This window comes from Arthrobacter globiformis (assembly GCF_030818015.1).
GTDB classification, from domain to species: domain Bacteria; phylum Actinomycetota; class Actinomycetes; order Actinomycetales; family Micrococcaceae; genus Arthrobacter; species Arthrobacter globiformis_C.
In genome coordinates this window covers 1,920,782-1,935,332 of sequence record NZ_JAUSZX010000001.1, presented here as the reverse complement: position 1 = coordinate 1,935,332, position 14,551 = coordinate 1,920,782, and the positions used below count along the sequence as shown (strand labels likewise).

Genomic DNA, 14,551 nt, shown 5'->3' with positions numbered 1-14,551 from the left:
GCGTCGCTCCCTTGTGATTTCCATCATTCGCCACGGAGTGACTTGGCTCACCGTTGCGTTCATATTGGTCATGGGAGGTGTTGATGATCCACCGCTGGAGCATCGCGAGGCGGCTGTTCGTGGCGAACCTGCTGTTCATGCTGGCCCTCACGGCCATCGTCGGGACGGCCGTATTCGTGGACGCCCGGGACCGTGCCTACGAAGAGGCCGGCCGCCGGATGGGCGCCCTGGCGACGTCTATCGCCGATAACCCGCTGGTGCTGCAGGCCGCCGGCACGGGGAACCCTTCGGCACAGCTGCAGCCCTACGCACTGAAGGTCATGGCCGACTCCGGAGCCGATTTCATCACCATCATGGCGCCGGACCGGACGCGGTGGACGCACCCTTCGGACGAGGAGCTGGGCCGCCCCTACATCGGTTCGATCCAGGAGGCTCTCGAGGGCCGAGTGTTCACCGAGATCACCGCCGGAACGCTAGGGCCGTCGGTGCGGACGATTGCCCCCGTGAAAGATGCCCACGGGGTAGTGCGGGCGCTCGTGGCGGCCGGCGTGACCGTCAATACGGTGGACGTGGCCGTGTCCGGCAGACTTCCTGCGCTGTTGGCCGTATCCGGCTCCCTGCTTGCGGGCGGATCACTCGCGTCGTGGTTTCTTGGCCGCTACCTGCGGCGGGTGACCAGGGGGTGGGGCCCCGAGCAGCTTGCCCAGCTCTTCGCCTACTACGAATCGGTGCTCCACTCCGTCCGGGAAGGAGTTGTCCTGATTGATCCGGCCGGACGGGTGGTCATCTACAACGACCAGGCAGCGGAACTGCTGGGGCTGGAGCCGCGGGAAGCGGAGGACGACCATGCGGCCACGCCGCTGCTCGCGGACCTGCCCCTAGCCCCCAGCCTGAAGAAGCTCTTTGAATCGGGGCGGACGGCCCACGACGAGATCCATCTCACCCATGCCGGCGTCCTGGTGGTGAACCAGCGGCCGGCCGTGGGGCCGGGATCCGCCGCAGGCCGGCAGCGCGGCCCGGTATTCGGCACCGTTGCCACCATCCGCGACCGCACGGAGATCGAATCCCTGGGCACGGAACTTGAGAGCATGCGGACGCTTTCCGATGCCCTTCGTGCGCAGACCCACGAGCATGCAAACCGGCTTCACACGATGGTCTCCCTGCTGGAGCTGGGCAGGACGGATGAGGCCCTGGACTTTGCCACGAAGGACCTGGAGCTGAGCCAGCAGCTGACGGACGACGTGATCGGTTCGGTCCAGGAGCCAGTGCTGAGCGCCCTCGTCATGGGCAAGGCGGCCGAGGCCCACGAGCGCGGCGTGGAGCTCGTGGTCGAGGCGTCCGGGCCGGCCCTCAGCGGAGAACTGGCCGTACAGGACCTCGTCACGGTGCTCGGCAATCTGCTGGACAATGCCATCGACGCCGCCGCCGACGCCCCCGCACCCAGGCGGGTGGAGCTGCTGGTGGACACTTCGAGCGGCGGCCTGGAAATAACAGTGCAGGACTCCGGCAAGGGCATTGACCCAACAGCTGTGGACGACGTATTCCGCTACGGTTTCAGCACCAAGGCCGCCGGGCCGTTCGGGCGGGGCCTTGGCCTTGCACTGGTGAAACAGGCCGTCCAACGCCTGGCCGGTACCATGACCATCAGCACCTCCAGCACCGGCGGGGCTCGCTTCCACATCACGCTTCCGGTGACCACCGGTCCAGACACATCTTCCCCAGACACTTTCCCCCCAAGCACATTTCCGCCAAACACATTTCCGCCAGGCACGGCCACATCGAGTCTCCCCGAGGAGCACACGTGACAGACATCCGAGTCCTCGTCGTCGAGGACGAGCCCGTCGCCGCTGCGGCACACGCCGCCTACGTGGGCAGGGTGGACGGCTTCACGCTGGCAGGAACGGCTCCGGACGGCCAGTCGGCGCTCCGGCTGCTCACCGAGTTCTCAGCCGCCGGCAGCCCGGTGGAGCTGGTTCTGCTGGACATGAACCTGCCGGACCTGCACGGCCTCGACATCGCCCGGCGGATGCGCTCCGCCGGGCACTTCGCCGACATCATTGCCATTACAGCTGTTCGGGAACTGGCGATTGTCCGCAGCGCCGTCTCCATCGGCGTCGTGCAGTACCTCATCAAACCGTTCACTTATGCAACGTTCGCGGACAAGCTGGAGAGCTACCGGCAGTTCCGTCAACAGCTGGCGGGACCAGAGGCGGGGTCTGCGAAGGCAGCGGCGTCGCAGAGCGATGTGGACCAGGCCTTCGCCAGCCTGCGGGCGCCGTCCGAGCTGCCGCTGCCGAAGGGTCTGGCCCCTTCAACGCTCGACGCCGTCCGCGACTTTATGAAGGAACAGCCCGGTGCCGTCTCGGCCACCGAAGTCATGACTGCCCTGGGCATGTCGAGGGTGACCGCGCGGCGGTACCTCGAGTACCTCGCCGACGCCGGAACGGTGTCCCGGACGGCGCGGTACGGGGCTCCGGGCCGTCCCGAGAACGAATACCGCTGGTCCCGCACCTGACCACTAACGGGGATCCTTGTGGACATCGGCATGGGAGACGCGCCCTTAGGCGGCCGCGGGTGTGGACCAATCGGGCCAGGGATCCATAGGCAGCGGGTCGGGATCCTCTGGCAATGACGCGTCCAGTCCCTCGAGGCTGTCGGGCTCGAGGTTGCGGAGCTCTAGGTTGCCGGGCTCGAGGTTGCGGAGCTCTAGGTTGCCGGGCTCGAGGTTGCGGGGCCAGCTGGGTGGTTCCCAGTCCTGGTGCTCGGCGGGGTAGGACCGACCCGTGGGCGAGATCCAGCCGGGCGGGCTCTCACGGGTCGCACCAACAGGTTTCCAGGCTGTTTGGTGTTTGAGTCGGTGGTGCTTGGGACAGGGCTGGCCAAGGTTGCTGATCCCGGTGGTCCCGCCGTCGGCCCAGGCCAGAAGGTGGTCGGCGTCGTTGTCCAGGGAGTGGTTGGTGCAGCCGGGGAACGTGCATCGTCCGTCCCTTAGCCGCAGCCATTGGCGCATCGGTTTGGGGATCCGGTAGCTGGTGCGCCCGATCTCCAGCGGCGCCCCGTCCCGCGGATCGGTCAACACCCGCAGGAATGACCCGGCACCGTCGCTGACGAGCCTGCGGGCCATGGCCGGTGGGATTGGCCCGTACCCGTCGAGCGTGGCCGGTTCGTGGGTCAGGCCGAGCAGCGAGAACACTGGAACCGTGACCAGGACCTGGGCTGCTGGGGACGGCACGTAGCCGGCCCGCACTTCACCGGCCTGGACGGAGTCTGTCGGCACAGAGCCTGCGGGCGTGCCGTCAACGCGCTGACCTGGGCCCAGCAGCCACCCGGCGGCGACATCCACCCGGAGCTGGGTCAGGGTCCTGGATTCGGTGGGGCCCTGCAGGGCGCGGGCGGCGGCGGTGGCGCGGTCCCAGATTCCGGCAGCCTGGTCCGCGGGCAGATACGCCGACAGCCAGGCCATGCCGTCCCGGTCCGGCACATACTCCAGCCGGCGGTCCTTCGCACAGTTGCGGTGCCGGGTTTCGATGCTGACCGGGTGATGCCGTTCCCGCCAATAGCGTGCCCTGGCCCGGAACCTGGACGGTGTCAGCTCCCCGGCCGGACACCCCCTGGCAGCATGCGGCGCGTCAGGGTCCAGGAAATGCGCCTCCAACGCCGCAGCGGCCGCCCGATCCAGCCCGTCCGTTTCATCACACATCACCCGGGCATGCTGCCACGACAGGGTTCCCGACCCCAGCGCGGCCAACGTCAACGGCAGGTCCGTGCTCAACGTGGCCGACTCAGCCAGAAACCGTGCGGCCGACCCTTCACTCACGGTCAGGGCGCACGCCACCTGCGCAGTCAAAGACATCTGCGTGACGGCTTGTTCCCGCGCGGACGCATCAGGCGGCGCCACGGCCGCAACAGTGTCGGCGAATCCGGCCGCGACGTGTACCTGCAGCGCGGCCACCCGGGCCTCCAACTTGGCCACTTCAGTCAGTGCCTCCAGGCAGGCATCCGCCCGATCCTGAAGCGGATCAGCACCCGAACTAGGGCCCGAACCGGTAAGTGAATCAGCGCCGGACAGAGGGTCCGCACCCGCCAATCCCCCAGAAGTCGCCTCGGTCCCGGCGGCCCGACAGACAACAACAGCCAACGCAGCGACGGAGGACGCGATGCCCTCCATCGTCTCCACTGCTGCCTTGCCATCCATACCCACAGCATGACAGGGGGCACCGACAAAAACGCCCGCCATGGGAGACACGCACTATGGGAAGCACGGACGTTCGAGAGCCGTCCCATCCAAGCACCGCGGATGACGTGGCCGCCGGGCCCGTGAACGCCCCGTGAACGCCACGCCGGCACTGCTCAGCCAAACAGGCCTCCTTTGCTAGAACCACTCGCATTGAGCCCAAGACTCCTTCTGTGTATACATTCCAGTCATCTTGCTTGGAAAAAATGCGGCTCATCTAGCCAAACATCTCGTCGGTGTATACACTCGGGACTAAACAAGCGATGGAAGGAGACGGCATGCGCGCGAGTGACAGGGCCTACGCGGCACTGCGCGATGACATCATCGAATGGCGTCTCCTCCCCGGCACGGTACTCGGCGAAGTGGAGCAGTCCGCCAGGCTGGGAATCTCCCGGACGCCGCTCCGCGAGGCCCTGAGCCGTCTCACGGCGGAGGGGCTGACGACGGCGGGTGGCCGCGGCGTCGTCGTCACCGATATCTCGCTGGAGGACATCGACGAACTGTTTGAGCTGCGCGAAACCCTTGAGGGTAAAGCTGCCGCGCTGGCGGCCCAGCGGGGCGATGCCGACGTTTTCCGCCGGCTCCAGTGCGAACTGCTGGACGCGCCCGCCCTGCTCAACTCCCCGGATCCCGCCCGGCACGACTACTACGAGCTCGTGGGCCGCCTGGATGCAGCCATCGACGCTGCCATCTCCAACTCTTACCTGGCGCAGGCCATGCGAAGCCTGCGCGTCCACCTGGTCCGGGTCCGCAGGCTGGCTGCTGACGACCAGGCCCGGCTCACAGCGGCCGCAGCAGAACATGCTGCCATCGCCGAAGCGATCGCGGCCGGCAACCCCCGGCTGGCCGAAGCGGCCACCACCGTCCACTTGCACCGCAGTCTTTCCCACGTTAAAGCCGTCCACACATCCGCCCCGAAGGAGCCCCATGGTTAAGGAACACCACGTCCGCGTATACAAGAGCGAGGAAAACCTCCCGCGTGAACAGCAACTCGCGCACAAGATCGCCGTGGTGGCAGCAGACCCGGTGGCAGTTTCCGACGACGTCACGGAGATGGTGATCAACCGGATCATCGACAACGCCTCCGTGGCCATCGCCTCACTGAACCGGGCCCCGATCGTTGCAGCCCGCGCACAGGCCCTCACTCACAGCCCGTCCAGCGGCGGCATAGGGGCCAAGGTCTTCGGCATCGGTGAGCGCGTCTCCCCGGAGTGGGCGGCGTGGGCCAACGGGGTTGCGGTCCGGGAACTGGACTACCACGACACCTTCCTGGCCGCGGACTACTCGCACCCGGGCGACAACATTCCGCCGATCCTCGCGGTCGCCCAGCACGTGGGCTCCAGCGGCAGGGACCTGATCCGGGCCATCGCCACCGGCTACGAGATCCAAGTGAACCTGGTCAAGGCCATCTGCCTGCACAAGCACAAGATCGACCACGTAGCCCACCTCGGCCCGTCCGCCGCCGCCGGTATCGGCACCCTGCTCGGCCTGGACGTGGAGACCATCTTCCAGTCCGTGGGCCAGGCACTGCACACCACTACTGCAACGAGGCAGTCCAGGAAAGGCGAGATCTCCACCTGGAAGGCACACGCCCCCGCCTTCGCAGGGAAAATGGCCGTCGAAGCGGTGGACAGGTCAATGCGCGGACAGACCTCCCCCGTACCGATCTACGAAGGCGAGGACGGCGTCATCGCCTGGCTGCTGGACGGCCCGGACGCCTCCTACATGGTTCCGCTGCCGACACCGGGCGAGGCCAAGCGTGCCATTCTGGACACCTACACCAAGGAACACTCAGCCGAATACCAGGCCCAGGCCTGGATCGACCTCGCCCGGAAGCTGAACAGGGAACACCCCGAGGCAACCGATCCGGCGAACGTGAAGTCCGTCCTGATCAAGACGAGCCACCACACCCACTACGTGATCGGCTCCGGCGCCAACGATCCCCAGAAGTACAGCCCGACGGCATCACGGGAAACCCTGGACCACTCCATCCCCTACATCTTCACCGTCGCATTGCAGGACGGGGCCTGGCACCACGTCGACTCTTACTCCCCCGAACGCGCCGCCCGCCCGGACACGGTGGAGCTGTGGCAGAAGGTGTCCACGGAGGAAGACCCGGAATGGACCCGGCGGTACCACTCCCTGGACATCTCCGAGAAGGCGTTCGGCGGTTCCGTGGAAATCACGCTCACCGACGGAACCGTCATCCGGGACCAGATCGCCGTGGCCGACGCCCACCCGCTGGGCGCCCGCCCGTTCACCCGCGAGCAGTACGTCAACAAGTTCCGCACTCTGGCTGCCGGGCTGGTCACGGAGGATGAAATCGACAGGTTCCTGGCCGCCGTCGAACGCCTCCCGGAACTGGCCGCCGGCGAGCTGGACCAGCTCAACATCGCAGCGGCGCCCGGCGTTATCGATTTCAGCGCCGCGCCCAAGGGGCTGTTCTAAATGCTGTATGCCAAAACCACCCCGGAGCAGAAGCGGCTCCGCTTCCGTGAACTGCTGGCTTCCGGAACCATTGCGCAGTTCCCCGGCGCGTTCAACCCGCTCTCCGCCCGCCTGATCGAGGAGAAGGGCTTCGCCGGGGTGTACATCTCCGGCGCCGTCCTGGCCAACGACCTCGGCCTGCCGGACATCGGCCTGACCACCCTCACCGAGGTGGCCACCCGGGCCGGGCAGATCGCCCGGATGACCGACCTGCCCTGCCTCGTCGATGCCGACACCGGCTTCGGCGAGCCCATGAACGTGGCCCGCAGCGTGCAGGAACTGGAAAATGCCGGGCTCGCCGGCTGCCACATCGAGGATCAGTTCAACCCCAAGCGCTGCGGCCACCTGGACGGCAAGAACGTCGTGGACCTGGACACCGCCACCAAGCGGATCCGGGCTGCGGCGGATGCGAGGCGGGACCCGAACTTCCTGATCATGGCCCGCACCGACATCCGCGCCGTGGAAGGGCTGGACGCGGCGAAGGACCGGGCAAAGGCCCTCGTCGAGGCCGGCGCCGACGCGATCTTCCCGGAGGCCATGGCCACGCTGGAGGAATTCCAGGCCATCCGTGACGCCGTGGACGTGCCGATCCTGGCCAACATGACCGAGTTCGGCAAGAGCGACCTCTTCACCGTGGACCAGCTGCAGGCCGTGGGCGTGAACGTGGTGATTTATCCGGTGACCCTGCTCCGTAGTGCCATGGGGGCAGCTGAGCGTACGCTGGACTCAATTAGGGCCGACGGAACGCAGGAGGCACAGGTAGGGAGCATGCTGACGCGCGCGCGGTTATATGACCTGGTGGATTACGAGGCCTACAACCGCTTTGACACCGGCGTCTTCAACTTCCGGATCCCCGGAACCGACTGACGCCCAGATCCCCCGCAGGACCACCGGCTCTTCCGGCCGGTAATCGGACGCAAGGAACGAAGGAGTTCAGCATGGCTGAAGAAGAGATCAAGAAGGGCCTCGATGGCGTGGTGGTGGACTACACCGCGGTCTCAAAGGTCAATCCCGACACGAACTCACTGCTGTACCGCGGCTACCCCGTCCAGGAGCTCGCCGCCAGGTGCAGCTTCGAAGAGGTTGCTTACCTCCTATGGAACGGCGAGCTGCCGTCCTCCGGCGAACTGGCTGACTTTACGGCCCGCGAGCGCGCCGGACGGCCGCTGGATCCCGTGGTCAAGCAGGTGATTGATGCCCTCCCGACGACGGCGCACCCCATGGATGTCTGCCGCACGGCAGCATCGGTGATGGGCGCCCGCCACGAGCTCGCGGAGGATTCCTCCCGTGAGGCCAACATGGCCAAGGCCCTGGACCTGTTTGCCGCGATGCCGGCGGTGGTGGCGTACGACCAGCGGCGCCGGCGCGGGCAGGACCCCGTGGAGCCCAGGGATAACCTCGGCTACTCGGCCAACTTCCTGTGGATGACGTTCGGCGAGGAGGCCGTTGCCGAGGTGGTGGAGGCCTTCAACGTCTCCATGATTCTCTACGCGGAGCACTCCTTCAACGCCTCCACCTTCGCCGGGCGCGTCATCATGTCCACGCTGTCGGACCTCCATTCGGCGGTGACCGGCGCGATCGGTGCGCTCAAGGGGCCACTGCACGGCGGAGCCAACGAAGCCGTGATGCACACCTTCGACGAGATCGGAATCCGGCCCGAGGAGTCGCTTGAGGAAGCCGCCGACCGCGCCAAGGCATGGATGGAGAACGCCCTGGCCCAGAAGAAGAAGGTCATGGGATTCGGCCACCGGGTCTACAAGCACGGTGATTCCCGCGTGCCCACCATGAAGGCGGCCCTCGACAAGATGGTTGCCCACTTCGGCCGGCCCGAACTGCTGGGCCTGTACAACGGGCTCGAATCGGCCATGGACGAAGCCAAGGGCATCAAGCCGAACCTCGACTACCCGGCCGGCCCCACGTACCACCTCATGGGATTCGACACGAACATGTTCACGCCGCTCTTCGTCGCCAGCCGGGTCACTGGCTGGACAGCCCACTTTATGGAGCAGCTGAACGCGAACTCGCTCATCCGCCCGCTGAGTGCTTACAACGGTCCGGACGAACGGCACGTGCCGTAGTCGCTCGCCTGTAACGCGAACGACGCCGGGAAAGTACGACGCCGGGCCGGTCACCTTTTTGGGATGGCCGGGCCCGGCGTTGTTTATGTGAAGCATCCTCTAATGCAGGGCTCAGGAGTTAAGCTCCATGCAGCGCCAGGGAGATCAGCATGCGCTTCATGTCCCGGTACTCCTGCGTCCCCATGTATGCCTTCGCCTCGGCAAGGGAGCCAAAGGTGAGCGGAGCGTCCTTTCCGTCCGCCGTGAGCCAAACAGTGTCGCCAAATTGGGCGATGGGAACGTTGTCCGGGCCAAGGATGCCGTTGTACAAGCCACACGTCGTGGTCTGCGGAGCCAGATCTCCGTCAGTCAAGGCGAGGGACCCATAGACCTTATCTCCCTGGATCACGCGGAACACAAAGGCGGACGGACCTTGAGGGTGTTCCCTGAGTTTGGCCGCCTTCTGCGGAATGTCCACGACCACCGAGTCGAGGGTCTGGTACGGCTTCGGGGCCGGGCAGACCGGGCCACCCGCGACGTCGTAGACCAGCCGCAGCGTGGCCATGGTCCTGCCCGCGGCATTCTTCAACTCGACGATGTTGTATGAACCGCCGTCGATTGTTTGCGGGGTTTGGGACACCGTCCACCCCAGGGGGTGTTCGAATGTGGCCTGGCCCGTGGCGTCCGTGAAGGTGGTCCACGTGGCGGGCGCTGGAGTAGGGGTTGGCGTCGGCGTTGCTGTCGCCGTGCGTGTCGGGGAAGGCGTAGCCGTCGGCGTTGCCGGCCCGGCCGTTTCGGAGGTCGACGGCGCAACGGTGCCCGCCGGAGCGGGAGCCGATGCCAGCGGTCCGAGATTCGTCGCCACCAGCACACCGGCGGTCACCGCCGCCGCAGCCAAGGCCAGCACACCGGCAACGCGCGCCCGCCGCCGTTTCCGGTCCTCGAACCGCAGTACGGTCGCCGGCAGGCTGTCCGTGAACATCGGGGCCTCGGTGGTTACCCGCCAAAGGGCCGCATCGGCGTCGGGCACCGCGGCAGGATCGTTGCGAAGCGGGTCTGACCCGGAAATCAGGTTTTTGATCGGATCCATTTCATGCACCCATCTTCTGTGTGACCGAGTTCTGTCTGCTCGACACCGGCATTTGCTTGCGGAAGGCGGCCCTGGCACGGTGGAGGCGTACCTTGGCAGCAGCTTCGCTGCACTGCAGAACGCCGGCGATCTCAGCCACGCTCAGCTCGTCCCAGTAGGCCAATTGCAGGATGTCGCGCTCACTGTCGCGCAGCGCGGCCATCGCGTCGTGGACTACCAGGTCCTCGGACGCCGCACCGGAGCGGAGCTCGGCGGACGCCCGGAGTTTTGCCTGCAGTGCCACGAGCCGGTCACGGCTCCGGTAGGCATTTCCGATCAGGTTCCGCGCCACTGTCAGCAGCCAGGCGATGTCCGCGTGCGGTTGGTCGTGCCATTTTTGCCATACGACGCGGAACACGTCAGCTGCGAGCTCTTCTGCGAGCTCGGGCGATTCCACCCGTCGGCGCACATATCTGTAAACCCGCGGATAGCTGTCCCTGTGAACGGCGATGAACGCCAGTTCGCGTTCCGAATCCACGTATCCCCCAAACGAAAGAAGTAGTGTCCCTGACCAGGCAGGCTAACCGTTTAGTTTCCGGCAGGGAACCGGCGGTTACACGGCCCGGAAAGAATATTCGGCGGACGCCACGGTCTCGTTGTCCTCGTTCAGGGTGATGACGGCATCGACAACGTTCCCGGCCAGCGCCAGCGGCAGCCAGTGCTCCGCATCCTGCCACATGCGTTCCAGTGGAAGGGCGGAAATCAGGAACCACTCCGGAATGATCTCGGGGCTCTCGACTGGCTCACCGGCCCATCGGCGGGACGTGAACAGGCGGGTGGACATGTTCCAGTCAGGGCGTGCGGGAAAGATGAACTCCACTTTTCCCGCGTCGAACAGGTCCTCCTCAAGGACGACGACGCCGGCCTCTTCCAGCACCTCCCGGCATGCCGCCTGGGCATCGGTTTCACCGGTCTCCACGTGCCCGCCCAGTCCGACGATCTTGCCCGTGCCGAAGCCTGTCCTCTTCAGGCCCAGGAGCACCTCCGGCCCTGACTCCGGGCCTTCCCGTAGCAGGAAGCAGAGGGTGACGGGCACGGAAGTCATGCAGACCAGCCTAGTGGTGCCGGCGCTGTCCGCATGTCCATCCCCGAGCTGGGATCATCCCAGTGCCCGGGGATGCGCAGCGGCGTAGACTTCCCGCAGCGTGTCGGCGGTAACGAGTGTGTACACCTGCGTGGTGGTCACCGAGGCATGCCCGAGCAGCTCCTGGACCACGCGGACATCGGCTCCGCCTTCGAGCAGGTGGGTGGCGAAGGAGTGCCGGAGTGTGTGCGGGGAGACGTCCTTGGTGATGTTGGCCTTGTCCGCCGCAGCCTTCAGGATGGTCCAGGCGCTCTGCCGGCTGATGCGCCCGCCCCTGGCGTTGAGGAACAGCGCCGGGGTGCCCTTGCCCTTCCCCGCTAGCAGGGGGCGGCCCCGCACCAGGTACGCATCGAGGGCACGGGCCGCGAATGAGCCGAGCGGCACGAGGCGTTCCTTGGAGCCCTTTCCAAACAGCCGAACGATGGCCGGCCCGGATTCGGCCGCCTGCACCGAGAGATCGTCGACGTCTAGGCCTACGGCTTCACTGATCCGGGCACCGGAGGAGTACAGGAATTCGAGCAACGCCCGGTCCCGGAGGCCGGTTGCCGTATCAGTACCGGCGGCTTCCAGGATCCTGGTGACTTCATCCACGGTGATGGCCTTGGGCAGCCGTTTGCCGGGCATTGGCGGGTGGACATCGCTGGCGGGGTCCGCCGTCGTCGTCCCTTCCAGCGCCCAAAAGCGGTGCAGTCCCCGGACCGCCACTACGGTCCGCGCCGCGGAACGCACCCCCAGCGCAGTGCCGCCGTCGGCGCCGTCGGAGAGTGCCTGGGCAAAGCCCGTCACGTGGTGGCGGGTGATGTCAGCCGGGCTGCTGAGGCCCTGCCCGGCGAGGTAGGCCGAATAGCGGGCGAGGTCGCGGCGGTACGCGGACAGGGTGTTTACTGCGAGGCCCCGTTCGACGCCCATGTGCTGGAGGTAGTCGGTCACGCCGCGGTCAATCGCGGTGCGGGGCCGGTCCGGCGGCGCCGTTTCCACGCCATCTACCGGCTTGGGTGCCGCCGTGGCCGGAGATTCTTCCGGTGCCGCCGTGTCCGTGGACATCAGCGCTGGCTGGGGTGCGCCGGCCAGGGGGCGTCGCCCGGCCGTAGTCCGCTGAAGCCGTCCGCTTTCGCGGCGGCGGCAGCAAGAATGCCGACGACGGCGGACGGGTTGTGCAGGCGTCCCTCCAGCACCGCCGCAACGGCATCCTCCAGCGGGATCCAATGCAGCTCGATTTCCGCTTCTTCGTCCGTGCGGACGTGCAGTTCGTGATGCGGGACCTCGGTGAGGCCGCGGGCCAGGTAGATGCGGATCGCTTCGCTGGAGGATCCGGGTGAATTGAAGAAGTCCACCAGGACGTTCCAGTCGCTGGCGATCAGGTCCGCTTCCTCGGCGAGCTCCCGCCCGGCGCCCACCACGAAGTCCTCGCCGTCGACGTCGAGCAGGCCTGCGGGAATCTCCCACAGGTCCATGCCCACCGGGTGGCGGTACTGCTTGATCAGCAGCACCTCGCCGGCGTCGTTCATGGGGAGCACAGCGACGGCACCGGGGTGCTCGATGTAGTCCCGGACCAGGGGGTCGCCCTCGGCGGTGAGCTTGAAGCTGTCGCTGACAACATCCCAGATCCGGCCGTTGTAGACCCGCTCCCGGGAGAGCAGACGGCGCGAGCTCGGCGCATCCGAAACCTGCCGGACAGCAGGGGTGTTTTCAGATTTACCGGGCATCGCGCCGTCCTTACTCTATGGGAGCTGTGAAATTACTCTGCGGTGGCTTCGCCGGAGCCGGCCGCGGCGGGTTCGAAACCGGTTCTGTCGCTGCCGCTCTGGTGGTCCAGGGCGGCCTTCACCAAGCCGGCAAAGAGCGGGTGCGGCCGGGTGGGCCGTGAGCTCAGTTCCGGGTGCGCCTGCGTGGCCACGTAGTAGGGGTGAACCTCGCGGGGCAGCTCCACGTATTCCACCAGCTTGCCGTCCGGCGATGTACCGGAGAACACCAGACCCTCGGCAGCAATCTGCTCACGGTACTTGTTGTTCACCTCGTACCGGTGGCGGTGGCGTTCGCTGACGGTGGTGGTGCCGTATGTCTCGGCGATGACGGAGCCCTCGTCCAGCTTGGCCTCGTACAGGCCAAGGCGCATGGTGCCGCCGAGGTCGCCGCCGCCCTCGACGAATTCCAGCTGCTCTTCCATCGTGGCGATGACCGGGTACTTAGAGTCCGGCTCGAACTCGCTGGAGGAAGCGCCCTCCATGCCGACGACGTTGCGGGCGTACTCGATAACCATGCACTGCAGGCCGAGGCAGAGGCCCAGAACTGGCAGCCGCGATTCGCGTGAAAACTTCAGGGCGCCCAGCTTGCCTTCCAGGCCGCGGATGCCGAAGCCACCCGGAACACAGATGGCGTCCACACCCTCCAGGGAGCGCACCGCGCCCTCGTGGGTTTCGCATTCGTCGGACGGCACCCAGCGGATCTTGACCTTGGCGTTGTTGGCGAATCCGCCGGCGCGCAGGGCCTCTGTGACAGAGAGGTACGCGTCCGGCAGGTCGATGTACTTGCCGACGAGCGCGATCTCAACCTCGTGCTTGGGGTTGTGGACGGCTTCGAGCAGCTTGTCCCAGCTGGTCCAGTCAACATCCTTGAACGGCAGGTCAAGGGCGCGGACGATGTAGGAATCAAGGCCCTGGGTGTGCAGGGTCTTGGGGATGTCGTAGATGCTCGGCGCATCGGCGGCATTCACCACGGCGTCAATGTCGACGTCGCACATCCGGCCGATCTTTTCACGCATGGCGTCGGGGACTTCGCGGTCCGAACGGATCACGATGGCTTCCGGCTGGATGCCGATGGAGCGGAGGGCGGCCACGGAGTGCTGCGTGGGCTTGGTCTTCAGTTCCTGCGAAGGACCGATGTACGGGACCAGCGAAACGTGGAGGAAGAAGACGTTGGTCCGGCCGATGTCCTGGCGGACCTGGCGGGCGGACTCGAGGAAGGGCTGCGACTCGATGTCGCCGACGGTGCCGCCGATCTCCGTGATGATGACGTCCGGCGCGTTCTTGCCCTCGGAGGGAAGCCGCATCCGGCGCTTGATCTCATCGGTGATGTGCGGGATGACCTGGACGGTGTCCCCGAGGTACTCGCCGCGGCGTTCCTTGGCGATGACCGTGGAGTAAACCTGGCCGGTGGTCACGTTGGCTGAACCCTCGAGGTTTTCATCGAGGAAGCGCTCGTAGTGTCCGATGTCGAGGTCGGTTTCAGCACCGTCGTCTGTGACGAAAACCTCGCCGTGCTGGAAGGGGTTCATCGTGCCCGGATCCACGTTCAGATAGGGATCGAGCTTCTGCATAGTTACTGACAAGCCACGTGCCCGCAGCAGGTGGCCGAGGCTGGAGGCCGTCAGTCCCTTGCCTAGCGAGGACGCCACACCGCCGGTGACGAAGATGTGTTTGGTCGTCTTGGACGAGCCCGGGAACCGGGAATTTACACGGGAATTTGATCGCTGCACCACGGAATTCGAGCCTATCATCAATTGAGCCTTCCACGGATCGGGTATGCGTCCCCAAAGGCTTCAGTTTTCCCTGTCCGCCCGC

At 66.3% G+C, this 14,551-nt stretch carries 13 protein-coding genes; 6 read left to right on the top strand and 7 right to left on the bottom strand.

All coding sequences use genetic code 11. The features are described from left to right. Nucleotides 1-83: 83 nt before the first annotated feature. Together QFZ23_RS08875 and QFZ23_RS08870 are read left to right on the top strand one after the other, a co-directional pair. Nucleotides 84-1,805, top strand: a complete 1,722-nt coding sequence (locus tag QFZ23_RS08875) for a sensor histidine kinase (protein WP_306922232.1) — start codon at nucleotides 84-86, stop codon at nucleotides 1,803-1,805. Further along, nucleotides 1,802-2,515 carry a response regulator gene (locus QFZ23_RS08870; protein ID WP_306922231.1) on the top strand — a complete coding sequence of 238 codons (714 nt, stop codon included), beginning with the start codon at nucleotides 1,802-1,804 and terminating at the stop codon, nucleotides 2,513-2,515. The genes QFZ23_RS08875 and QFZ23_RS08870 overlap by 4 nt, the downstream gene beginning before the upstream one ends. A gap of 45 nt (nucleotides 2,516-2,560) precedes the next feature. Here the strand turns inward: QFZ23_RS08870 and QFZ23_RS08865 are convergent, their stop codons facing one another. Beyond that, nucleotides 2,561-4,195: an HNH endonuclease signature motif containing protein gene (locus QFZ23_RS08865; protein ID WP_306922229.1), complete on the bottom strand. Its 1,635-nt coding sequence runs from the start codon at nucleotides 4,193-4,195 to the stop codon at nucleotides 2,561-2,563. Nucleotides 4,196-4,512: 317 nt separating this feature from the next. Between QFZ23_RS08865 and QFZ23_RS08860 the strand changes: the two genes are divergently transcribed. From QFZ23_RS08860 to QFZ23_RS08845, 4 genes are all read left to right on the top strand, one after another. Beyond that, a complete protein-coding gene (locus tag QFZ23_RS08860) occupies nucleotides 4,513-5,169 on the top strand; it encodes a GntR family transcriptional regulator (protein ID WP_306922228.1) in 657 nt (218 codons plus the stop codon). Continuing rightward, nucleotides 5,162-6,682, top strand: a complete 1,521-nt coding sequence (locus QFZ23_RS08855) for an MmgE/PrpD family protein (RefSeq protein ID WP_306922226.1) — start codon at nucleotides 5,162-5,164, stop codon at nucleotides 6,680-6,682. Before QFZ23_RS08860 ends, QFZ23_RS08855 begins: the two co-directional genes overlap by 8 nt. Beyond that, nucleotides 6,683-7,588, top strand: coding sequence for a methylisocitrate lyase (prpB, locus tag QFZ23_RS08850; protein ID WP_306922224.1), 906 nt, complete (start codon nucleotides 6,683-6,685; stop codon nucleotides 7,586-7,588). It abuts the gene before it with no gap. A gap of 71 nt (nucleotides 7,589-7,659) precedes the next feature. Continuing rightward, nucleotides 7,660-8,799 (top strand): bifunctional 2-methylcitrate synthase/citrate synthase, encoded by a 1,140-nt coding sequence (locus tag QFZ23_RS08845; RefSeq protein WP_306922222.1) that lies wholly within the window; start codon nucleotides 7,660-7,662, stop codon nucleotides 8,797-8,799. A 118-nt stretch (nucleotides 8,800-8,917) separates the two neighbouring features. Here QFZ23_RS08845 and QFZ23_RS08840 read toward each other — a convergent pair whose 3' ends face one another. The 6 genes from QFZ23_RS08840 to QFZ23_RS08815 all read right to left on the bottom strand — a co-directional run bounded on the left by QFZ23_RS08840 (nucleotide 8,918) and on the right by QFZ23_RS08815 (nucleotide 14,487). Then, entirely contained in the window at nucleotides 8,918-9,868 is a 951-nt protein-coding gene (locus QFZ23_RS08840; RefSeq protein WP_306922220.1) for a hypothetical protein, read from the bottom strand. A gap of 1 nt (nucleotide 9,869) precedes the next feature. Next, nucleotides 9,870-10,385: an RNA polymerase sigma factor gene (locus tag QFZ23_RS08835; protein ID WP_306922218.1), complete on the bottom strand. Its 516-nt coding sequence runs from the start codon at nucleotides 10,383-10,385 to the stop codon at nucleotides 9,870-9,872. A gap of 75 nt (nucleotides 10,386-10,460) precedes the next feature. Further along, nucleotides 10,461-10,952, bottom strand: a complete 492-nt coding sequence (locus tag QFZ23_RS08830) for an 8-oxo-dGTP diphosphatase (RefSeq protein WP_306922216.1) — start codon at nucleotides 10,950-10,952, stop codon at nucleotides 10,461-10,463. A gap of 54 nt (nucleotides 10,953-11,006) precedes the next feature. Then, a complete protein-coding gene (gene xerD / locus QFZ23_RS08825; RefSeq protein ID WP_306922215.1) occupies nucleotides 11,007-12,035 on the bottom strand; it encodes a site-specific tyrosine recombinase XerD in 1,029 nt (342 codons plus the stop codon). Further along, entirely contained in the window at nucleotides 12,035-12,697 is a 663-nt protein-coding gene (locus QFZ23_RS08820) for an NUDIX domain-containing protein (protein WP_306922213.1), read from the bottom strand. The genes xerD and QFZ23_RS08820 overlap by 1 nt, the downstream gene beginning before the upstream one ends. A 32-nt stretch (nucleotides 12,698-12,729) precedes the next feature. Further along, entirely contained in the window at nucleotides 12,730-14,487 is a 1,758-nt protein-coding gene (locus QFZ23_RS08815) for a CTP synthase (RefSeq protein WP_306922211.1), read from the bottom strand. Between the last annotated feature and the right edge of the window lie 64 nt (nucleotides 14,488-14,551).